Source organism: Curvibacter sp. EU05-FHT14A10 (assembly GCF_058791075.1).
In genome coordinates, this window is record NZ_JBYTDE010000006.1 from 351051 (window position 1) to 373253 (window position 22203).

General features: G+C 65.5%; 18 protein-coding genes. 10 read left to right on the top strand and 8 right to left on the bottom strand.

The annotated features are described in order from the left end of the window. Positions 1–52: 52 nt before the first annotated feature. The 3 genes from AC3WUT_RS14330 to AC3WUT_RS14340 form a co-directional block, all read right to left on the bottom strand. Positions 53–700, bottom strand: a complete 648-nt coding sequence (locus AC3WUT_RS14330; RefSeq protein WP_492347745.1) for a DoxX family protein — start codon at positions 698–700, stop codon at positions 53–55. A 14-nt stretch (positions 701–714) separates the two neighbouring features. Further along, on the bottom strand, positions 715–1833 hold the full coding sequence (locus AC3WUT_RS14335) for an ABC transporter substrate-binding protein (RefSeq protein ID WP_492347746.1): 1119 nt from the start codon (positions 1831–1833) through the stop codon (positions 715–717). A 259-nt stretch (positions 1834–2092) separates the two neighbouring features. Next, complete coding sequence (locus AC3WUT_RS14340; RefSeq protein WP_492347747.1) at positions 2093–3097, bottom strand: AraC family transcriptional regulator; 1005 nt, start codon at positions 3095–3097, stop codon at positions 2093–2095. A 550-nt stretch (positions 3098–3647) separates the two neighbouring features. Here AC3WUT_RS14340 and AC3WUT_RS14345 point away from each other — a divergent pair. The 10 genes from AC3WUT_RS14345 (at position 3648) to AC3WUT_RS14390 (ending at position 15650) form a co-directional block, all read left to right on the top strand. Further along, entirely contained in the window at positions 3648–5870 is a 2223-nt protein-coding gene (locus AC3WUT_RS14345; protein ID WP_492347748.1) for a thiamine pyrophosphate-dependent enzyme, read from the top strand. A gap of 186 nt (positions 5871–6056) precedes the next feature. Beyond that, positions 6057–7574, top strand: coding sequence for an indolepyruvate oxidoreductase subunit beta family protein (locus AC3WUT_RS14350; RefSeq protein ID WP_492347749.1), 1518 nt, complete (start codon positions 6057–6059; stop codon positions 7572–7574). Further along, positions 7571–7996, top strand: a complete 426-nt coding sequence (locus tag AC3WUT_RS14355) for an acyl-CoA thioesterase (RefSeq protein ID WP_492347750.1) — start codon at positions 7571–7573, stop codon at positions 7994–7996. Before AC3WUT_RS14350 ends, AC3WUT_RS14355 begins: the two co-directional genes overlap by 4 nt. Positions 7997–8010: 14 nt before the next feature. Next, positions 8011–10338 carry a bifunctional salicylyl-CoA 5-hydroxylase/oxidoreductase gene (locus tag AC3WUT_RS14360; RefSeq protein WP_492347751.1) on the top strand — a complete coding sequence of 776 codons (2328 nt, stop codon included), beginning with the start codon at positions 8011–8013 and terminating at the stop codon, positions 10336–10338. Between the two features lie 17 nt (positions 10339–10355). Further along, positions 10356–11489 carry a cupin domain-containing protein gene (locus tag AC3WUT_RS14365; protein ID WP_492347752.1) on the top strand — a complete coding sequence of 378 codons (1134 nt, stop codon included), beginning with the start codon at positions 10356–10358 and terminating at the stop codon, positions 11487–11489. 54 nt (positions 11490–11543) lie between these two features. Beyond that, positions 11544–12482, top strand: coding sequence for a fumarylacetoacetate hydrolase family protein (locus AC3WUT_RS14370; protein ID WP_492347753.1), 939 nt, complete (start codon positions 11544–11546; stop codon positions 12480–12482). Between the two features lie 25 nt (positions 12483–12507). Then, on the top strand, positions 12508–13536 hold the full coding sequence (locus AC3WUT_RS14375; RefSeq protein WP_492347754.1) for a carbon-nitrogen hydrolase family protein: 1029 nt from the start codon (positions 12508–12510) through the stop codon (positions 13534–13536). Then, positions 13533–14291 (top strand): maleate cis-trans isomerase family protein, encoded by a 759-nt coding sequence (locus AC3WUT_RS14380; protein ID WP_492347755.1) that lies wholly within the window; start codon positions 13533–13535, stop codon positions 14289–14291. The genes AC3WUT_RS14375 and AC3WUT_RS14380 overlap by 4 nt, the downstream gene beginning before the upstream one ends. Before the next feature lie 118 nt (positions 14292–14409). After that, positions 14410–14853 carry a MarR family winged helix-turn-helix transcriptional regulator gene (locus AC3WUT_RS14385; RefSeq protein WP_492347756.1) on the top strand — a complete coding sequence of 148 codons (444 nt, stop codon included), beginning with the start codon at positions 14410–14412 and terminating at the stop codon, positions 14851–14853. A gap of 164 nt (positions 14854–15017) precedes the next feature. Next, complete coding sequence (locus AC3WUT_RS14390) at positions 15018–15650, top strand: flavin reductase family protein (protein WP_492347757.1); 633 nt, start codon at positions 15018–15020, stop codon at positions 15648–15650. 32 nt (positions 15651–15682) lie between these two features. On the opposite strand, the gene AC3WUT_RS14395 is transcribed toward AC3WUT_RS14390, so the two are convergent. The 5 genes from AC3WUT_RS14395 to AC3WUT_RS14415 all read right to left on the bottom strand — a co-directional run bounded on the left by AC3WUT_RS14395 (position 15683) and on the right by AC3WUT_RS14415 (position 22198). Then, complete coding sequence (locus tag AC3WUT_RS14395) at positions 15683–16081, bottom strand: hypothetical protein (RefSeq protein WP_492347758.1); 399 nt, start codon at positions 16079–16081, stop codon at positions 15683–15685. 171 nt (positions 16082–16252) lie between these two features. Next, complete coding sequence (locus AC3WUT_RS14400) at positions 16253–17224, bottom strand: alpha/beta hydrolase (RefSeq protein WP_492347759.1); 972 nt, start codon at positions 17222–17224, stop codon at positions 16253–16255. Positions 17225–17242: 18 nt separating this feature from the next. Next, a complete protein-coding gene (locus AC3WUT_RS14405) occupies positions 17243–19660 on the bottom strand; it encodes an efflux RND transporter permease subunit (protein ID WP_492347760.1) in 2418 nt (805 codons plus the stop codon). 58 nt (positions 19661–19718) lie between these two features. After that, a complete protein-coding gene (locus tag AC3WUT_RS14410; RefSeq protein WP_492347761.1) occupies positions 19719–20813 on the bottom strand; it encodes a YCF48-related protein in 1095 nt (364 codons plus the stop codon). An 11-nt stretch (positions 20814–20824) separates the two neighbouring features. Then, a complete protein-coding gene (locus AC3WUT_RS14415) occupies positions 20825–22198 on the bottom strand; it encodes a DUF1329 domain-containing protein (protein ID WP_492347762.1) in 1374 nt (457 codons plus the stop codon). Positions 22199–22203 lie beyond the last annotated feature (5 nt).

Sequence of the window (22203 nt, forward strand, 5' to 3'; positions counted from 1 at the left end):
TTCTTGGGGGCCTGACCGCCCCCTTTTTTTCATGTGTCAGCGCCAGCAAGGCTCAGAACGATTTCTTCAGCCGACGATCGAGCGACCAGAGACCGCCACCGAAGGCCGCAAAGAACAGACAGCCGAAGGCCCAGATGCTGGACAGCTGGACCGCCTTGTCTTGCAGGAGTTGGGTGAACGTCACGCCTGCATCCATGAGCCGCTTCGTGCCGTTGGCCGTCAGGAACTCCGGGTGCGCCTTGATCGCCTCCAGGCCTGCGCTGCTCAGCAGCGCTTCGGCGTTGTAGGGAAAGTGAAGGTGGAACCACACGGTCACGAACAGCATGACCGCGTTGGCCAGGGCGAAGGGCCTGGTGAAGAACCCCAGGATCAGCGCGATGCCGCCAACGACCTGCATGCTGGCCAGCAGAGGCGAGAACAGCCAGCCGGGGTGAAAGCCGATCATCTCGACGAACTGCACCTGACCCATGGGATTGAGAATCTTCGGCCAGCCTTCATGCAACAGCCAGCCACCCAGGGCCAGTCGAAGCAGCAGCCACCCCAGCGGCTGGGCCAACTTCTCGTAAGGGCCGGCCAGGACGGGGATGAACAGGCTTTCTTTGGGAACACTGAAATCGAGTGGATGGCGCATGAGCTGCCTCAAAAAATGGGTTGGCGATTGCTTGTGAGCCGGAGCCGCCTTCGCGCGGCTCGCGGGCACGGTGACAGCGGGGCTCAGTCTTTCAGCGGCGAGATGCCCTGGACGGGCCCGATCAGGCGTTCGAACAGGCTCTTCACGCGCTCTACGCGGGCGCGGTCCCGCATGAAGGCCAGAAAGTCCTCGGGGCTGGTGTTGTAGTGGTCGATGGTCTGGAAGCCCGGCAGCGGCGCCACGTCCTGGCGGATGGGGAACTGCCGCGGGTTGGAGGCCACCGGCAACGACAACTGCCAGCTCATGTAGAGCTTGGCGGCATTCGGGTGCTTGGCATCCTTGAAGATGGCACCGGTCTGCGCCCAGGTGAGGAAGGGGTCGTTCTTGGGCAGCACAAAACGCAGCGTCGACGATTCCACCGGCACAAAGCTGCCTGACGTCCCGGTCGAGACAGCGTACTTGCCGGCCTCCACCGCGTCACGCGGGGTCTGCGTGCCGCGCACCCATTGCACGCCGTTGGCCTTGAGCCGGTCGATGAACCCGATGCCGTACTTCTGGATGATCTTGTCGAACATGTACAGCACGGCGTCGTCATCGTTGGGGTAGGCGATGATGATGCGGTCCTTGAACTCGGGCTTGAGAAAGTCCGAGTAATCGCGCGGAGCGTTCTCTGCCGTCACGTAATTCTTGTTGTAGCTGTTGGCGAAGGTCAGCATGAACAAGCCGGTAAAACGGCCATCCGGGTCCTTGTAGGCCGCAGGCACCTGGTCCCAGCCAATGGGCTTGTACGGCAGCAGCAGCCCGCGCGCGGCCCAGTGGTCGAAGTCGTGCAGGGTCTGCAGGTGGGCCACGTCCACTTCCAGGTTCTTGCGCAGCAACTGCTCTTCGATGCGCGCGTCGTGGTACTTGCTCAGGTCCACCACCACGTTGAGCTTCATGCCGGGGAAGCGGCGTTCAAAGTTGGACTTGATGCCGAAGCCCTGGGTCACCTCGTCGCCGCCCGCATACACGGTCAGTTGACCGCCTTCCTTGAGTGCGGCCTGGTAGAGCTCATCGAGAGATCGCCCGGCACCGTCGCGTTCGATGGCGGCGGCTGCGGTGACTTGCGGCTGCGGCGTTTGGGCCATGGCTGGTGCGCAAAGGCCGGCGGCCGCGAGTGAGAGGGCCATGCAGGCCAGGCGCAAGGGGTGACGAAGCTTCATGCTTTTGCTTTCCAGGTGACAGACAACATCAAGGGAACCGGGGGAGCGCCAGGTCACGGAAGGCTAGAGGCCTGGCGAGACGCGGTGCTCAGTTCGATGCGTTGATCCTAGGCAGCCAGAAAGCGCAGATAAACGACGTTGGCAGGGATGGTCTGTCTGACAAACAAGAACAATCCCAAAGCGTCAGGCTTGCGGTGCTGGGGGCGCGATAGGCCCGAGGGCAAGGGTGCGGGCGCCTTTGGGCGCCAGCGCGATCGGATCAGTGCCGCCGCAGGCTGTGGCTCGGGCTTTCGCCAAAGCGGGCCTTGTACTCGACGCTGAAGCGACCCATGTGGGCAAAGCCCCAGCGCAGGGCCACGCCCGCCACGTTGCTGGTGTGGCCGGCCAGCAGCTCCTCACGGGCCCGATCGAGCCGGATGTCCTTCAGGTATTGCATGGGGCTGGTGCCCGTGAAGTCTTTGAAGCCGGCGTACAGGCTTCGCAGGCTCACCCCGGCGATCCGGGCCAGTTGATCGGCCGCGATGGTCTCATGGGCGTGGGCACGCAGGTATTCCTGAACCCTGCGGACATGGCGCGGAAGGACGGTCGTGACCCGGGCGGGGGCTGCATCGCTGTAGTTGTGGCGGTGGGTGGTCAGCAAGGTTCCCGTCACCAGTTGCTCCATCTGGTGCACGATGAGTTTGTGCTGTTCGAATCCGGCCTCCAGTGTCACGCACTCGCACAGGTAGCTGATCAGTGCGCGCCAGGCCGTGCTTTCGCGCCAACGGAAATCGGCCTGAAACACCAGAGGCTCTTCCAGGTCGTGCCCCAACTGGGCTGCAAGCGTGCGTTCGGCCAGGGGACGGGCTATCCGGATCAGCACCTGGTCGCAATCGGCGCCCCAGTGCATGCGGGTGTCTTCCTGAGGGCTGAGCACCGAGGCCACCTCGGGAGTCGAGTCGACATGCTGAGGCCCGCAATCGATCTGGGCGCAGCCGGTCAAGGGCATCTGGATCAGGAAGAAATCCTCGAGTCGGCCCGGTTCGATCCGCACGCTGGCGCCGTAGCGCAGGCGACTGATCGTCACGTCGCCCAGGCCGGCGTGGTACATGCGCGCATCCAGACGCTGGCTGTTGCCCAGTACCCCCAGCTCATGCGGCTTCATGACGTGACCCACCATGGCTCGCGTCTCATCGAGATCGACAGAGGCAAAGAGTTGCCGCTTAGGGGTGTCGAGCAGGATCGGGTTCGATGACGAATGAAGGGGGTGGTGTGTGTGCAACATCGCGGTGCTCCTCGCACTGGGCTCAACTCTGATTCGGCTTGCCATGCATTCCGAACGCTTGGCATCTGAAAGAACAGATGCAAATTTGATGCCCGTCAAAACATGAAATTGGATGAATTGAACATCCGATTCCGGTGCATTCCAACCCGGGTATTCACCAATTCGAGTCCGTTTTGAACCCCCCTTTCGACCCATGCTGGGGCGATACGCCATCACGGCCTCAATGCACCAGATCTGTGCCTGTCCGAATGCCGCGCTTGCTGTCAAAAAACTGCAAAGCCCTCTGAAATAAAGAGAAATGAGCAGTCTAAAAGCAGCACTTACCGAATCGATAAAAGAGTTGAGAGCGTTCTTCAAAAGGGGGTGGCAGGTGCCTGATTGGGCGGGCCTCGGGCTTGCTGATGGCCAGGCGTATCCGTTTTGAGGCAGTGCCTATCCAAAGATCGCATGAAGCTCGATTACATGATTATTCATGGATTGACGAGCGCTTTTGAGACCGCGAAAGTACGTTCATACGGCATGAGCCGGAGATCAACAAGCGGGAATCACCATGGCAGAGCGATCATTTGTCGAAGAAGTAAAAAAGCTGCGCATGGGCGCTGGCGAGGTGTTCAGTGGCGAAGGCATCCTGGCTGTGACCAAGGCCTTGCTGGAGTCTGGCGTGGCCTATGTCGGCGGCTACCAGGGCTCGCCGATCTCGCACCTGATGGATGTGTTGTCTGATGCCCAGGACATCCTGGCCGAGCATCACATCCGGTTCGAGAACAGCGCCAGCGAAGCCACGGCGGCCGCCATGCTGGCCGCGTCCGTCAACTACCCCTTGCGTGGAGCGATCACCTTCAAGGCCACGGTGGGTACCAATGTGGCCTCGGACGCGTTGGCCAACCTGGCCTCGGGCGGCGTCACGGGGGGCGCCCTGATCATCGTGGGTGAGGACTACGGCGAGGGCTCTTCCATCATGCAGGAGCGCAGCCATGCCTTTGCCATGAAGTCGCAGATGTGGCTGCTGGATCCGCGTCCCAACCTGCCGTGCATCGTGCAGGCGGTCAAGGACGGCTTTGATCTGTCCGAGGCCAGCAATACACCGGTGATGCTGCAGATGCGCATCCGCTCCTGTCACCTGCACGGACGCTTTGTGGCTGCTGACAACCGTCCGCCGGCGTTCACGGTGAAGGATGCGCTTGAGAACCCGGTGCGCGATCTGGACCGCATCGTCTTGCCGCCGGCCAGCTTTCTGCACGAGCGCGAGAAGATCCAGAAGCGTTGGCCTGCCGCGCTGAAGTTCATACAGGAACGAAAGCTGAACGAATTTTTCGCTGAGGAAGCCCGTGATGTCGGGATCGCGCTGCAAGGGGGCAACTACAACACCGTCATCCGGGTACTGCAGAAGCTGGGCCTGGCCGATGCCTATGGCGACACCCAGGTGCCTTTGTATGTGATGAACGTCACCTATCCCTTGGTGGACGAAGAGTTCGAGCGATTCTGCCAAGGCAAGCGCGCGCTGTTGGTGGTGGAAGAGGGACAGCCCAACTTTGTCGAGCAGAACGTGGCCGCCATCCTGCGCCAACGCGGTCTGGCCACCGCCCTGCACGGCAAGGATGTGCTGCCCCTGGCGGGCGACTACAACAGTGCGACCGTGTTGGTGGGTGTGCGCGCCTTCCTGACGCAATACGGGGTGATCGAGCCCGAACCCGTCAAGGCAGTTCAACGTCGGGTGATCCCTCTGGTGGCGGAGACTCAGGCCCCAACGCCAGCCACCACGTCCGCCGTCGCATCGGTTGACCGCACTGATCTGGCGCCGCTTGAGGACGTCGTTCATTCACGCCCGCCCGGCTTGTGCACGGGGTGCCCGGAGCGACCGATCTTCACCGCAGTCAAGTTGATCGAACGTGAGCTGGGGCCGCATCATTTCAGCGCTGACATCGGCTGCCACCTGTTCTCGATTCTCCCGCCCTTCAATCTGGGTAACACCACCATGGGTTATGGCCTGGGTGCCGCCGGGGCCGCAGCCCTCAACGTGGTGCCGGGCAGTGCCCCGGCCGGCAAGCGGGCCATTGCGGTCATGGGCGACGGTGGTTTTTGGCACAACGGGCTGAGCAGCGGGATTGTCAATTCGGTCTTCAACCGCAGTGACAACCTCACGCTGATCATCGACAACAACTACAGCTCGGCCACGGGGGGCCAGGACATTCCGTCATCCAGGGCTGTCAACGCGTCACGCAGCACCGGGCATGAGATTGAACAGGCCGTCCGAGGGGTCGGGGTCGACTGGGTGCGGACGGTCCGGCGCACCTATGACCTCAAAGCCATGATGGGTGCGCTGCGCGAGGCCCTCACCACCCAGACGCCGGGGCCCAAGGTGCTGATCGCGCAAAGCGAATGCATGCTCAACAAGCAGCGGCGCGAGAAAAAGCAGGTGCGCAAGGCGCTGGCGGACGGCCAACGCGTGGTGCGCGAGCGCTACGGTGTCGATCCGGACACCTGCACGGGCGATCACTCCTGCATTCGACTGTCGGGGTGCCCGTCGCTGTCGGTGCGCACCAACCCCGATCCGCTCCGATCCGACCCCGTCGCCATGGTGATCGACAGCTGCGTGGGTTGCGGCAACTGCGGTGAGGTGGCCCATGCCGCCGTGTTGTGCCCCTCTTTCTACCGGGCCCAGATCGTCAGCAACCCGACGCGCTGGGATCGGTTGCGCCAGCGTGTGCGCGGCCAGGTCATCAGCGGCTTGCAGCGCCTGGAGGCAAGGCGCCGTGAACGCCTTGCCTTCTGACCCGCGTCGGCAGGCGTCAGCTCCCCCCTTCCCGATGTCCCGATTCCCCGTTGACCAAGCTGCTGGAGCGCATGCCATGGCTGTTCTGAATTCGCCCCAAGGCCTTGCGCAGGGGGCTGCCTTCGCGCCCCGTGCCTTGAGGGGTGGGGTCGGCTTGTTTTTTCTGTTGTGTATTGGAGTCCTTTGATGTCTCTTGAACCGATCAAGATCGCCATTCTTGCCATGGGAGGCGAGGGCGGTGGTGTGCTGGCCGACTGGATCGTCGACCTGGGCGAAGCCAACGGCTACTTCGCCCAGACCACCTCGGTGGCCGGCGTGGCCCAGCGCACGGGCGCGACCATCTACTACGTTGAATTGTTCCCGGGTGCCGACGTCCCGGCGGCCCGTCTGCCGGTGCTGGCCCAGGCGCCCATGCCCGGCGACGTGGACATCGTGATGGCCTCGGAGCTCATGGAGGCGGGGCGTGCCGTGCAGCGGGGCTTTGTGACGCCCGAGCGCAGCACGTTGATCACCTCGACCCACCGGGTCTACTCCATGGCCGAAAAGATGGCCATGGGTGATGGCCGCGTTGACGGGGAGGCGCTGTTGGCGCGGTCTCGCCAGGCTGCGCGTTCTTTCGTTGCCTTCGACATGGCTGCCGTGGCGGAGCGCACGGGCAGTGTGATCAGTGCCGTGTTGCTCGGTGCCCTGTGTGGTTCCGAAGCGTTGCCTTTCAATCGACAGCAGTTCGAAAAGACCATCGAGCGCGGCGGTGTCGGCGTCAAGCCCAGTCTGAAGGCGTTTGCGGCAGGCTGGGAGCAGGCGAGGGCAGGGGCGCCGGAGCCACTGGCGGCGGACAAGCCCCAGCTCAGGTCAGCCGCCGGCGTGCAGGTCCGACAGCCCGAGTTGAAGCCGCTGGTGGCGCGTGTCCAGCGCTATCCGGGCACCGTGGCCGATACCGCGCTGGAGGGCCTGCGGCGCCTCATCGACTACCAGGACGTGGCCTACGGGGCGCTCTATCTGGATCGCATGGAGGCGCTGGCCCAGGTCCCCGGGGTCGATGAATTGCTGCTGGCTGAGACGGCAAAGCACCTGGCTTTGTGGATGTCTTATGAGGATGTGATCCGTGTCGCCGATCTCAAGACGCGCGGCAGCCGCTTTGAGCGGGTCAGTGACGAGGTGCATGCCAAGGCCGATCAGGTCTTGGAAATCCAGGAGTTCATGCACCCGCGCCTGGAGGAAATCTGTGAAACGCTGCCGGCCGCACTGGGTCGCTGGCTGGCCCGACCCCATGCCTTGAACCGACTGGTGGCGCGCTTCACGCGGGAGGGCCGCATCGTTCGAACCAGCTCGCTGGGCGGCTTTCTGAGCCTGTACCTGCTGGCGCGCTGGCGCCGGGGCCGGCGCACGACACTGCGCTTTCAGCTGGAGAACCAGCGCATCGAGGCCTGGCTGCAGCGCCTGCGTGCGCTGGTCGCCATCGACCCCGCGCTGGCGCTGGAGGCAGCCCGCTGCCAGCGTCTGGTCAAGGGGTACAGCGACACCCACGCGCGGGGCCTGCGCAACTACGAAACCCTCATGGCCGTGGTCGACCGTCATGGCCCGTCGCTGGCGCCATCGATCCTGCGTGAACTGCGCGAGGCGGCCTTGGCCGACGAGCACGGCCGCCAGCTGCGCGAGCGACTGACGCGCCATTCCCTCACCCCGCAAGGAGCCATTGCATGAACCCCCGTCATTTCAGTCGCTCGCATCGCATCCGCTTTTCGGAGTGCGACCCGGCCGGCATCGTGTTCTACCCCCAGTACTTCGTGATGTTCAACGATCTGCTCGAAGCCTGGGTGGATCAACTGCTGCCCGAGGTCGGCTTTGCCGGCTACATCGGCACCCTGCGCCAGGGCCTGCCAACCGTTCGGCTGGAGGCCGATTTCCGAGCGATCAGTCGGATGGGCGACGCCGTCACCCTCAGCCTTGATCTGGAGCGTCTTGGCGAAAAGTCGCTCACCCTGGCTTTGGCGTGCACCGGCACAGAGGGCGATTTGCGCATGCAGGTGCGTCAGGTGCTGGTCACGACCTCGCTGGTCACGCACCAGGCCATCCCAGTCCCGGACATGTTGCGCCGGGCACTGACCTCCGAAAAAACCAACTGAGCAAGGAAGACACCATGAAAATCGTCTGTATTGGCGGCGGGCCGGCCGGCCTCTATTTCGGCCTGCTGATGAAGCTGCAGGATCCCTCCCACGAGGTGGTCGTGGTCGAACGCAATCGACCCTACGACACCTTTGGCTGGGGCGTTGTGTTTTCCGACGCCACCTTGCAGAACCTTCGACGTGCCGACCCCGTGTCTGCGGAACAGATCGCGGTCGAGTTCAGCCATTGGGATGACGTGGACGTCCACTTCAAGGAGCGCTGCATCCGCAGCGGTGGCCATGGCTTCATCGGCATTGGCCGCAAGAAGCTGCTGAACATCCTGCAGGCCCGCTGTGAGGCCGTGGGCGTGCAACTGGTCTTCGAGACCCAGGTGCAGGACGATCAGGAACTGGCTCGTCAATACGGTGCCGATCTGGTGATTGCCTCCGACGGGATCAACAGCGCGGTTCGCACACGTTACGCCGACACGTTCAAACCCGATATCGACGAGCGCAACTGTCGTTTCGTCTGGCTCGGAACGCGCAAGGTGTTCGACGCCTTTACCTTCATTTTCGTGCCCACCGAGCATGGCTGGTTCCAGGCCCACGCCTATCGCTTCGAAGACGGGCTGTCCACCTTCATTGTGGAAACCACCCAAGCCACCTGGCAGGCTGCGGGCATCGACCAGATGTCGCAAGAAGATGGCATCGCCTACTGCGAGAAGCTGTTTGCCCCCTGGCTGGATGGCGAACCCTTGATGGCCAATGCATCGCATCTTCGCGGCTCGGCCATCTGGATCCGCTTCCCCCGGGTGATCTGCAAGCATTGGGTGAAGTGGACCGAGCCCGAGGGCCTGGGGGGCCGACCCGTGCCTGTGATCTTGATGGGCGACGCTGCTCACACCGCCCATTTCTCGATCGGATCAGGCACCAAGCTGGCGCTGGAGGACGCCATCGAGCTGGCCGACACCTTGCGTCATGGGGGGGAACTGCGCGAACGCTTGAGCCACTATGAAGCGGTGCGCGGTGTCGAGGTGTTGAAGATCCAGAACGCGGCCCGCAATTCGACGGAGTGGTTCGAAAACGTGGCCCGCTACGCGGACATGGCGCCCGAGCAGTTCACCTATTCACTGCTGACCCGCTCGCAGCGCATCTCGCACGAGAACCTGCGCCTGCGGGACCCGCAATGGCTCGACGCCTATGAGCGTTGGCTGGCCGAGCGCGCTGGCGTGCCTGCGCCCCAGGCCGTGGCACCGCGGCCGCCCTTGCTCACCCCGTTTTCCTTGCGGGGGCTCACGTTGCCGAACCGGGTGGTGGTGTCGCCGACCCTGCTGTATTCGGCCCAGGAAGGCGTGCCCGGCCCCTTCCACCTGGTGCACCTGGGCAGCCGTGCACTGGGCGGAGCCGGCCTGGTCCTGGCCGAAGCCACGGCTGTGCTGCCCGAGGGGCGCATGACCCCGGGCGACACCGGGCTGTGGAACGACGAGCAGACCGTGGCCTGGAAGCAGATCACTGACTTTGTGCATGCCCAAAGCACGGCGCGGATTGGCCTCCAGCTCAATCATGCGGGCCGTCGGGGTTCGACACAGCTGGGCTGGGAGCAGGCGGACCACCCCTTGCTTGAGGGCAATTGGCCCCTGGTCTCAGCCAGTGCCGTGCCGTATCTGGAGGGCGTTTCGCAAGTGCCGCAAGCGCTCTCCGAGGCCGAGCTTCAGGCGATCTGCCAGGCCTTCGTGGCGGCCACGCGGCGTGCTGCCGAGTCGGGCTTCGACTGGTTGGAGCTGCAGGCGGGCCATGGCTTTCTCCTGTCGTCCTTCATTTCGCCCCTGACCAATCGGCGCACCGATGCCTATGGCGGCTCGCTGGAGGGCCGGCTCAAGTTTCCGCTGGCGGTGTTGGCGGCGGTGCGTGAGGTCTGGCCCCAGCACCTGCCCCTGTCCGTGCGGATCTCGGCCACCGATTGGGTGCAGGGCGGCACCACGGTGGACGAGGCGGTCGAAATCTCCCGCCGATTCAGGGAGGCCGGGGCCGACCTGGTGGACGTGTCCTCAGGCGAGGTGTCGGCCGATCAGAAGCCGGTCTACGGCCGCATGTTCCAGACCCCGTTTGCGGACCGCGTTCGCAACGAGGCCCGGGTGCCCACCATGGCCGTGGGCGCGATCACCGAGGCCGACCAGATCAACAGCATCGTGGCTTCGGGACGCGCTGATCTGTGTGCCCTGTCGCGTCCTCATCTGGCCGATGCCGCCTGGTTGCAGCGCGAATGCGCTCGCCAGGGCTGGTCCGATGTGGACTGGCCGCGGGCCTACCAGTGGGGCCGTGATCAGCTTGAACGCGCTTCGGCCCCTCGCAACCGTGTTTGAACCAGCAGGAGACCCCCATGGCCAATGCCAGCTATGACCAATTCCGCGAGAGCACCGCGGGCCGCGCGGATGTGGAGGACACACCCGAACTCGTGCGCTATTACCAGGACCTTGAGCGTCTTCAAACCGGCGCCCTCTGGACCGTGGCCAACAAGATCGAGCCCTGGCAGCCTCAGTCGGCTTCGGTGCCGGTGCTCTGGCGCTACCGGGATCTGCGCGAGCATGTGCTGCGCTCGGTTGATCTGGTCACCCCCGAGAAGGCCGGTCGGCGCGTGATCTACCTCAACAACCCGGGGCGCACAGAGGTGTCGGCCGCGGTCGGCTGGCTGTATTCCGGCCTGCAGGTCATGCATGCGGGCGAGGCAGCTTCGGCCCACGCCCACTCTTCGTCGGCGCTGCGCTTCATCATGGAAGGGCGAGGCGCCTACACCATCGTCGACGGTCACAAGATGACCCTGGGCGCGAACGACTTTGTGCTCACCCCCAACGGTACCTGGCACGAACATGGCGTCGAGGAGGGCGGGCTGACCTGCATCTGGCAGGACGGTCTGGACATCCCCCTGGTCAATGCCCTGGAGGCCGGCTTCTATGCCGTGCACCCGGACCTGCGCCAGGCGGTCGGCCATCCGGTCGACGACTCGGTGGGTATCTGGGGAGCCCCTGCGCTGCGCCCTCACAACACAGGCTGGAACAAGCCCTATTCACCGCTGTTCAAGTACCAGTGGGAGCCCACCTACGATGCCTTGTGCCGCTACGCCAAAGCGGCGGCCGGCAGTCCGTTCGATGGCCACCTGATGCACTACACCAACCCGGTCTCGGGCGGGCACGTGATGGCCACGATCGGGGCCAGCATGCAGCGCCTCGAACCCGGCTTTGTGGGCCAGGCGCACCGCCACACCGGCAGCTTTCTCTACCAGGTGGCCAAGGGCCAGGGCCATTCGATCATCAACGGCCAGCGCTTCGACTGGCAAGAGCGCGACATCTTCTGCGTTCCGTCCTGGGCCTGGCACGAACACGTCAACGCCAGCGTCAGCGAAGACGCCTGCCTGTTCTGCTTCAGCGACCTGCCCGTGATGGAAAAGCTCGGGCTGTATCGCGAAGAAGCCTATGGCGAGCGTGATGGCCGCCAGCCCATCGTCCACTCGACCTGATCGCGATCAGGTCGCCCACCCCATTCGACAACCTCTTTCCGGAGAACCCCTGCCATGAAACTTGTTACCTACCGTGCTGATGTCCTGGCCGCCGCCCGTCTGGGCGCCCTTGTGGATGACCTGGTCATCGATCTGCAGAGGCTGGGCAGCCATGCCGGTCACGCGCTGCCCTCGGACATGCTGGCTTTCATCGATCTCGGCCCCTGCGCCGTGCGCACCACCACCGCTTTGCTGCAAGACTTCAAGGGTCGCTGGCCGCTGGGGGTGGCCCAGCCGCTGGCGAATGTGAAGCTGCTGGCGCCCATCCCCCGTCCGCGCAAGAACATCTTCGGCATCGGCCTGAACTACGTCGAGCACGTGGCCGAGTCCAGCCGCACCCTGGACACGGCCAAGGAGCTGCCCAAGCAGCCCGTGATCTTCTCCAAGCCGCCGACCACCGTGATCGGGCCCGGCGATGCGATCGAGCACAACGCCGCCATCACCCGCCAGCTCGACTGGGAGGTGGAATTGGCCGTGGTCATCGGGACGCGTGCCAAGGGGGTCCGCCAGGAGGAGGCCTTGCGCCACGTGTTCGGCTACAGCCTGATGATCGACATGAGCGCCCGGGACAACCGGCGTGCGGGCCAATGGATCTATTCCAAGGGGCAGGACACCTATGCGCCTTTCGGGCCCGTCATCGTGACCGCCGATGAAATCCCGGACCCGCAGGTGCTGGACCTCAGCCTGCAGGTCAATGGCGTGACCAAGCAGAGCTCGAACACCCGGCACATGTTGTTCGCCGTGGACACCCTGATCGCCGACATCAGCGCCGGCATCACGCTGGAGCCCGGCGACATCATTGCCACCGGCACGCCCGAAGGGGTGGGCGCCGGCCGCAGCCCCCAGGAGTGGGTGTGGCCTGGTGACGTGATCGAGGCCCAGGTCGAGAAGATCGGTGCACTCCGCCATCCCGTGGTGGCCGTCGGCAACGATCCCCGTGCCGGCCGCGACTGAACCCCCGACAACGCAAGGAGCTTCCATGCTTGAACTACCCCGATTCAAGGCGGCGACGGTACAGGCCTCGCCCGTCTTCCTGGACACCGAGGCCACCGTGGACAAGGTCTGTGGCCTGATCGCCGAGGCCGCAGGCCACGGTGCGCGCCTGGTGGCGTTTCCCGAGGTCTTTGTGGCCGGCTATCCCTACTGGAGCTGGATTGCCAACCCCATCGATGGCAGCCCCTGGTTTGAGAAGCTGGCCCGCTCGGCCATCGAGATTCCGGGGCCTGAGATCCGCAAGATCGCCAACGCCGCCGCCCGCCATCGCATCCATGTGGTGATCGGCGTGAATGAGCGCGCCAGCCACAGCGTGGGCACGATCTACAACACGCTGGTCACCCTGGGTGAAGATGGCCGCATCCTTGGGCGCCATCGCAAGCTGGTGCCCACCTGGGCCGAGAAGCTGACCTGGGCCCCGGGGGATGCCTCGGCGCTGCGGGTGCACGGCACCGCCATCGGGCCGCTGGGCTCTTTGGCCTGTGGCGAGAACACCAACACGCTGGCCCGCTTCGCTCTGCTGGCCCAGGGGGAGCTGGTGCATGTCGCCAGCTACATCTCGCTGCCGGTGGCCCCGCGTGATTACGACATGGCCGAAGCCATCAAGGTGCGGGCCGCGGCCCACTGTTTTGAAGGCAAGCTGTTCACGGTGGTCTCATGCTCCACCGTGTCCGAGGAGATCATCCAGGCCATGGAGCCCCTCAACCCCAAGGCCCGCGAGCTGCTCGCCCGCCGCAACAGCGCCTTCTCGGGCTTCCTGGGCCCGGATGGACGGGTGATCGGCGAACCTCTGATCGATGTGGAAGGCATTGCCTATGCCGACATCGATCTGGGCCGCTGCATCCAGCCGCGCCAGATGCACGACATCACCGGCCACTACAACCGATTCGATGTGTTTGACCTGCGGGTGAACCGCCGCCCCCTGCAGGCGGCCCGCTTTGACGATGGGGTGGTGCCGCCTGCCCCCGTCGAAGACAACCTTTCCAACGACGCCCCCACGGAAGCCTGTCCATGAGTACCCCCCGCCAATTCCGCATCGGGCAGATCGTGCCCAGCTCGAACACCACCATGGAGACCGAGATCCCGGCCATCCTGCGCGCGCGGGAGGCCCTGTGCCCGGAACGGTTCACCTTCCACTCCAGCCGCATGCGCATGAAGCATGTCACCCAGGAGGAACTGGCCGCCATGGACGGCGACAGCGACCGCTGTGCCCTGGAGCTCTCCGATGCCCGGGTGGATGTGCTCGGCTATGCCTGCCTGGTGGCCATCATGAGCATGGGGCTGGGCTATCACCGGGTGTCCGAGGCGCGGCTGCACCAGTGCACGGTGGACAACGGCGGCCCGGCCCCTGTGGTCACCAGCGCCGGGGCCCTGGTGGACGGGCTGAAAGCCCTCGGCGCCCGCAAGGTGTCCATCCTCACCCCATACATGAAGCCGCTGACCCGGCTGGTGGTCGACTACATCGAGCACGAAGGCATCGAGGTGGTCGACAGCCTGTCGTTGGAGATCTCCGACAACCTGGAGGTCGGGCGGCAAGACCCGCGTGCGCCGATCGAGATCACCCGCCAACTCAACACCCGTGGCGTCGATGCGGTGGTGGCCTCGGCCTGCGTTCAGATGCCCTCCCTGGCCTCGATCCAGCCCATCGAGGACCGCATCGGCGTGCCGGTGCTGTCGTCTTCGGTGGCGACAAGCTACCTGATGCTCAAGCGCCTGGGTTTGAGCACCGAGGTGCCTGGCCATGGATCGCTGCTCAGCGGTCGTTACTGAGCTGTCCGATGCGGGGCGGGATGCCGTGAAGGGGGGAGGCTTGGCCCTAGAATCAGACGTTTGTTCTCCTCACGGTGTGGCGGTCATTCCGATCGCCACCGTGTTTGATCAGCCGTCCATGCCCGAGTCGGAAGCCTTTGTCGATCACTATCTGCCTGCCCTCTTGGGCCAGGCCTGGCACATGGTCTCGTCCGAGTTCCATGCCGTGGTGCAAGCCCAGGGGCTTTCGGTGTTGGAGTGGCGTGTGCTTTCGACCCTGGTCGGCAGCGGGCCGATCGGTATCGGACGCTTGGCCCAGAAAACCCTGAGCAAGCAACCGACGGTGACCCGGCTGCTGGACCGCATGGAAGCCCAAGGGCATGTCGAGCGGATACCCGATCCCTCGGACGGCCGCGTCACGCTGGTGCGGGTCACGGCCAGTGGCCGGCAACTGGTGTCCGGTTTGCTGACCCAGGCTGAAATCCACGAGAAGATGGTGCTGGCCTCGTTGGGGCCGCGCAAGTCGGAGGCCCTCAAGGCGGCCTTGCGCGAGCTGATCGACCGCTACGGCCCCGCCGAATAGGCCAGCATCGCTCAGTGGCGGGCGTGCCTGGCCTGGCCAAAACCAGCGTCGTGCTGTCCGCGTGGCGCAGGAATCCCGCCACCGCCGGCCACGGCGGGCGGCCTGGGTGCCAGACTTCGGGGCTTGTGCTTTTCAAGTGGTGCCCTCCAAGCCCTGTTCCCCTCATGACCCCCACCCAAGACCGTCCCCGACACAGCTACCGACCCGGCGAAGGCCATGGCCTGGCCCACGATCCGCTGCCCGCCATCCTGGGCCCCCGGCCCATTGCCTGGTTGTCGACGCGCAGCCTGCAGGGGCGCATCAACCTGGCGCCCTACAGCTTCTTCAACGTCTTCAATTACCGGCCACCCATCGTGGCCTTTTCGAGCGTCGGCTACAAAGACACGGTCCGGAATGTGGTCGACACCGGTGAGTTCGTCTGCAATCTGGCGACCCGCGATCTGGCCGTTCAATTGAACGCCAGCAGCACCGAGCAGGCGCTCGATCAGGACGAGTTCCAGTTGACCGGCCTCACGCCGTCGCCGGGCAGCACGGTCCAGGCCCCATGGGTGGCTGAAAGTCCGGTGGCGCTGGAGTGCCGGGTGCTGGAGGTGCGCCAATTGACGGATCTGCAAGGCACCGTCTTGAATACCTGGATGGTGACGGGCGAAGTGGTTCATGTGCACATCGATTCAAGCCTTTTGAGCGATGGCCACTACGACACCACAGCGGCCCGCCCCATTCTCCGGGGAGGCGGCCCCGCGGACTATTTTGAAATCACGCCAGCGGCCCGCTTCCAGATGTCGCGGCCCCGTTGAGGCGCCTGTTCCGGTCGGGCGCGCGGGCGAATTCAGCGCCCACCGGGCTCGATGCCAGCAACCACCCATTGCTTTGCGGCGGTCTGCCATTGCGGGAGGGCGCTCGTATCGATGTAGCGCTCCCAGGCATCGATGCCGCTGGTGCGCGCCAGGCGGCGGAACTGCATTGTCGTGACGGCATCTTTCAGCGCCACCGATGAGCGGGTCATGCCCTGTTGTTTGAACAGTTTCTGACCTTCAATCAACTTGGCCTGCGCGTCCTGACGCAACGGCAGCAACTCACGCATGTCCACGACCACACCCCAGCCTGGGGGCAAAGGGTTCGACAACTCACGTTGGGCCGCGGCGACCCACTGACCCATTTCAGTCACCTCGATGCTCCCCTTGAAGGTCAGCACGAAGCCAAAACTCTGCCTGGCGATGTTCCACATGTTGTGTCCTTTGACGATTCGTCAGACTTGATCTGACGCAAGAATTGTTCGTCAAAGGCGGGCCCCGGAACGGCCCTGATCTGAAGTTCTGCCATGGATGGATAGCCAACGCGCTCGGAGGCTCCGGCAGGCGGGCCCACCGGGTGGATCCGGTGGATCCAGCTTCTGCATTCAGTCCTGAGTGTCCTGACGCTCCCTCAACCACTGCGCCAGATCGGCCATCAATTGCCAACCCGTGGGCGACAGCCGCGTGAAGTGCAGGCAGGCATGGATGGCGCCTGGGTAGTGCTGGTGGTGCACCGGCACGCCGGCCCGGCGCAGGTGGCTGGCCAGGGCCACGCCCTCGTCGCACAGAGGGTCGTGGCCCAGGGTGGCCAGCCAGGTGGCGGGCAGGCCTTCGAAGCCGGTGGAGCCGAGCAGGTCCACTTCGGGGTGGCCGCGGCGCGCCGGGTCGCTGCCGAGGTAGGCCTGGTTGAACCAGTCCATGGCCGGGCGGGTGAGGAATTTGCCTTGCCCGTGTTCGTGCTGCGAGGCGCTCTGTGTGTCGGGGTGAGCGGCCACGGGGTAGATCAGGCACAGGGCCTGGATGCCCTGGCCTCGCAGGCGGCGAGCCGCCACCAGGGCCAGCTGGGCCCCTGCGCTGTCGCCGGCCAGGGCCAGCGAGCCGGGCTGGCCGCCCAGCGAGTCGGCATGGACCAGCAGCCAGCGCACGGTTGCCTCCACATCATCGGGTGCGGCCGGGAAGGGGTGCTCCGGCGCCAATCGGTAGTCCACCGCCACCACCAGGGTGTTGGCCATCTGGCACAGGGTCCGGCACACCGCGTCGTGGGTATCCAGATCGCCCATCAGAAAGCCGCCACCATGCACGTACAGCAGCGTGGGCCAGGGGCCTTGGCTGGGAGGGGAGTACACCCTCAGCGTCAGCATGCTGGCGGGGCCGGCGATGAACTGGTCGCGCACCAAGGCCACGGCCGGTGGGGCCTGGCTCAGTTCGGCACTGATCTGCCGATACATCTGGCGTGCCTGGGCTGGCGACAAGCTTTCGATGGGCGGGGCGCCTGAGGTGGCGGCCTGCTGCAAAAAGGCGGCGAAGCCGGGCTCCAGGGGGGCTTGGGCAAGGGGTTCATGGGCGGCAAGGTTCATGGGATGTCTCCTGTGGGGTCAGTCGGTCAAGGCGAGCGAGGGGGCCGTCGTGTCGTGTCGGTTTGGCAACGGTGGGGCGGGGCGTAACAGAAAATGGCTCAGTGCTGGCAGCAGGGTCAGGGCGCCGACCATGTTCCAAAGGAACATGAAGGCCAGCAGCAGCCCCATGTCGGCCTGGAACTTGATGGGCGAAAGCACCCAGGTGCCCACGGCCAAGGCCAGGGTGATGCCGGTCAGCATCACGACCCGGCCGGTGAACTGCAGGGCGTGGCGGTAGGCCATGGCCAGGCTGTCGCCCTGGCGTTGCCGTGCCAGGATGATGCTGAGCACATACAGCGCGTAGTCCACGCCAATGCCAACGCCCAGCGCGATCACCGGCAGGGTGGCCACCTTCACGCCGATGCCCAGCCCTACCATCAGGGCTTCGCACAGCACCGAGGTCAGGACCAGCGGCAGCACCGCCACCACCACCGCGCGCCACGAGCGGAAGGTGATCCAGCACAGGGCGATCACCGCGGCATACACCCACATCAGCATCTGCCGGTTGGCCTGCTCCACCACGATGTTGGTAGCGGCTGCAATGCCGGCACTGCCCGCGGCCAGCTCGAAGCGGATGGCCTCGTTGTTGTGGGCCGCTGCATAGGTTTCGACCGCCTTCACCACCCGCCCCAGGGTGTCGGCCTTGTGGTCCTTGAGGTACACGTACAGGGCCAGAAAGGAGCAGCTCTGATTGAACAGCTCGCGCGGTGCGCGCGTCTGCACGCCGCCCAGGGCGCCGTCGTTGGCCAGCAGGTCCAGCCATTTGAAGTTGCCCTCGTTGTAGCCCACCATGGCCATGCGTGACAGGCCCGCCATCGACTGGGTGGCTTCAACGCCCGGCAACTGTTCGAGCTGCCAGGCCAGCGCGTCCATCGGTGCCAGGGCCGCGTAAGTGGTGCACCGGTCGGGCGGGGTGATGGCCATCACGGTCAGGATGTCGGTGCTGGCGCCGTAGTGGCCGATCAGGTAGGCGTTGTCCCGGTTGTAGCGCGACTCGGGTCGCAGCTCCGAGGCGCCGGGGTCCAGGTCGCCGATCTTCAGCTCACGGCTCACCAGGGTCCCAGCGCCTGCCAGCATGGCCGCCACCATCAGCGTGCCCAAGGCCCATCGGGGTTCGGTGAAGCGGGCCAGCAGGGCCCACAGACCTTGGCCTGGGCCGCTATCCTGTCGCAGGCTACGGGCCGCGGCCGCTGGCGCCACGCCGGTGTAGGACAGCAGCACCGGCAGCAGGACCAGGTTGGTGAAAATCAGCACCGCCACGCCCAGGCTGGCGATCACGGCCAGGTCCTGGATCACCTCGATGCGGATGAGCATCAGCACGGCAAAGCCCACGGCATCGCACAACAGGGCGGTCATGCCAGCCATGAACAGGCGCCGGAATGTGTAGCGTGCCGCCACCTCGCGGTGGGTGCCGCGCCCGATGTCCTGCATGATGCCGTTCATTTTCTGTGCCCCGTGGCTCATGCCGATGGCAAAGACCAAAAAAGGCACCAGCACCGAGTAGGGGTCGAGCGCATAGCCCAGCAAGGTCAGCAGTCCAAATTGCCACACCACCGCCACCACGGAGCAGGCCACCACCAGTGCGGTGCTGCGCAGGCAGCGCGTGTAGGCCAACAAAATGCCGCTGCAGATCAGCAAGGCCAGCACGAAGAAGGCCAGCACCTGGTACAGGCCCTCGATCAGATCGCCCACCACCTTCGCGAAACCGGTGATGCGCACCTGCAGGTGCTCGTTGTTGTGCCGCTCGCGCAGGGCCTCCAGCTCGCGCGAAAGGGCGCCGTAGTCCAGCGGCGCGCCGGTCTCGGGGTGGCGCTCCAGCAGGGGGATCAGCACACTGCTGGAGCGGAAGTCCGTCGCTACCAGTTGCCCGATCTCACCCGAGCGCTCCACATTGGCGCGCAGTTCGGCCAGGCTGGCGGGACTGCCGTCATAGCTGTCCGGGATCACCGGCCCGCCGTCCAGGCCCTCCTCGGTCACCGCCACCCAGCGCGTGTTGGAGGTCCACAGCGACTTCATGAAAGGGCGGTCCACGCCGGGGATCAGGAACACCTCGTCGTTGATCTTCTGCAGGGCGTCCAGGTAGTCTTTGTCAAAGATCGTGCCCTGGCGTGCTTCCAGTACCAGTCGCAAGGTGTTGCCCTGACCGGCCAGGTCGGCCCGATGCGCCAGGTAGTTGGCGATATAGGGGTGCGAGGTCGGGATGGTCTTTTCGAAGCTGGCGTTCAGGGGCAGGCGCAGTGCCTGCCAGCCCAGCAGCAGGGTCAGCAGCAGGCACAGCCCCAGCACCCAGGGCCGGTGGTTGAAGACACTGCGCTCCAGCCAGGAGCCGGACCGGGTGTCGAAATCTTCCAGCCTTGCGGCCACGGGATGGGGATCTGAAGAGGTGTCGGTGTGCATGGGTCAGGGCACCGCCGTGGCGGTGCAGGGAGATCGGTGAATGGAGAGGGGGCCCAGCTCAGCTGTAGCGTGGCACGCCCAGGCGGCGCATGCCACGCAGGCTGGAGGCGACCAGCGAGCCGTCGGCCGCCAAGGCCAGGCCCGTCAACGGCAGGGGCTCGCTGGGTGCGGCCTTCAGGGCGGCTTCGGTGCCCAGGCCCAGCCGCAACTCGCCGGCCTGGCTGCCCACCATGAAGCGGCCAGCGTCCAGCGCCACGCCGGCCCCCAGGGTGGTGCTCAGCCCGCTGTCCAGACGTTGCCAAAACCGGCCCCCGTCCGCCGATTGGTAGGCCGAGCCGCGCAGGCCATAGGCCACCAGGCGCTGGTCGGTGTTGCGCAGCAGGCCGAAGAAGCTGCCCTTGTAAGGCGCCGGCACGGCCTCGAAGGCCTGGTGGCCGAGGGCCTCGCCACGCAGCACCAGGCCTTGCTCGCCCACGGCGACCAAGGTGCTGCCAAGCGCCTGCAGCCCGTACAGGTGCAGCTTGCCGGGGTTGGGCAGGCGCAGGCCCTGGCTGACCCAGTGGCGTCCGCCGTCGTCGGTGCTGAAAAACATGTTGTATGCGCCCACGGCAAACCCGTGCTGCGGGTCCAGAAATGCCAGGTCGAAGAAGGGCTTGTCGGCCCCTTCGGCCACGGCCTGGCGCGCATCGTTCACCGCCCCCTCCAGGCCCGAGGCCTGTGCGACGCCCAACTGGGCCTGGGCCGCGGCCTGGCCATCGAACTGGCGCTGCCAGTGTTCGCCGCCGTCCGCGGTGTGCAGGATCACGCCGGCGTGGCCGGCCGCCCACCCCAGGTGGGCACTGGCAAAACACACGCAGGTGAGGGTGCATTGCACCGGCACTTGGGCCTGCCGCCATTGCTGGCCATGGTCGTCGGACAGCAGCACGATGCCGCGTTCGCCCACTGCAATCAGGCGGCTTCCCACCCGGGTCACGGCCAGCATGGCCGCGCCCTGGGCCTTGGGGCTGATCACGGCCGGCTGGTCCAGTACAGCCGGCAGGGTGGGGCCTGGTGTGGCCGGGGCAGCCCGGCTGCCCAGGCCACCCAATCCAGTCAAGCCCGCCAGGCCCAGCAGTGCGCTGCGCCGACGCCACAGAAGGGGGTGGTTCTGCATGCCCTGCCGTGTCATCGTGCCCCCTCGTTGGACAGGGCCTCGGGGCTGAAGAACGAACGCGGGATGGTGGGCTTCACCTCGTACTGGCGCGGCAGCTCGTTGGACGACATGTTCAGGTAGTAGGCCCCGGTCTGCAGGTCATAGCCGCCCCACATCACCACGTTGGTCACGGCCGGGATGTCGGGCGCGGTCAGCATCAGCGAGTAATTGGTGTGCCACAGCTGGCCCTTGGCATCCCAGCCGTCGAACAGCACGATCTGCCAGCTGTCCTCGTCCAGGTAGTAGCGGCGCTTGGGGATCACATGGCGCTTGCCGCTGGCCAGCGTGGCCTCCACCTCCCACACGCGGTGTAGCTCCCAGCGCACCTGGGCCGGGTTCAGCGTGTGCGGGGTGACCAGGTCCTCGACCTTGGCGCTGGCGGCGCGGTTGTTGTTGTAGGGGATGTACAGCTCTTTCTTGCCCACCAGCTTGAGCTCGTGCTTGTCGATGGGGCCGAACAGGGTGAAGGCCTCATCGAACAGGCCGATGCCCGAGGTGACCGAGTCGGGCGTGTCGTAGGCCACCGATGGGGCCTTGCGCACCCGCCGCTGCCCCACCAGGTACTGCCACAGCCCGCGCGGGGCGGCATCGGACACGCCGTCCAGCGCCAGGATGGCCTCGCCCGCCTTGGAGCCCGGGGCGTCCACCACCAGCTTGCCGTACTGGTAGTAGCCATCGAACTTCTCCAGGCTGCCGGCCGGGTCGTAGTAGGCCTGGCGGATTGTCTGCACCCCGCCCGAGGCCATGCTGCGCTGGCCGTCGCCCGTCACCACCCAGACGCGCATGGGCATGCTGAAGTTGCCGCCACGCCAGGCCAGGCGCTGGTTCCAGGTGGCTTCGTAGCCGTCCTTGGGAATGGGGAAGGGGATGCCCCCGTAGGCCCCCTCGACGCCGTAGCCGCCTTCGATGGTCTTGGCCCGGGTGGCGTTGCGCAAGGTGTTGTCGTAAACCCATTGCGGTGCCGCCGCCGTGCGGTGGCTGGGGTAGACCTCGATGCTGAAGTCGGGGTATTTCTTCATCAGGGCCTGCACGCCATCGCTCAGGCGTTCCGCATGGGCCGCCATGTTCTTGGCGTTGATGGTGAGCAGGGGCTTTTCTGCGGCAAAGGGGTCGGGCCGCGGCGCGCCATTCTTGTAGCCCGCCGGGGCCTGGGTCAGGCCGCCGGTCCAGGCCGGAATGCTGTTGTCCTTGTTGCCGGCCTTCTCGGCGCCCAGCGGCGTGAGCCGGCCTTTGAGTTGGGCGGCCTCGTCGGCGCCGACAGCGGCCTGGGCGGCAGGGTTGGCCAACAGCAGGCTGACCAGCAGGGTGGAAGTGATGGCGCCAATGGGGCCTTGTTGAATGCTCATGGGGT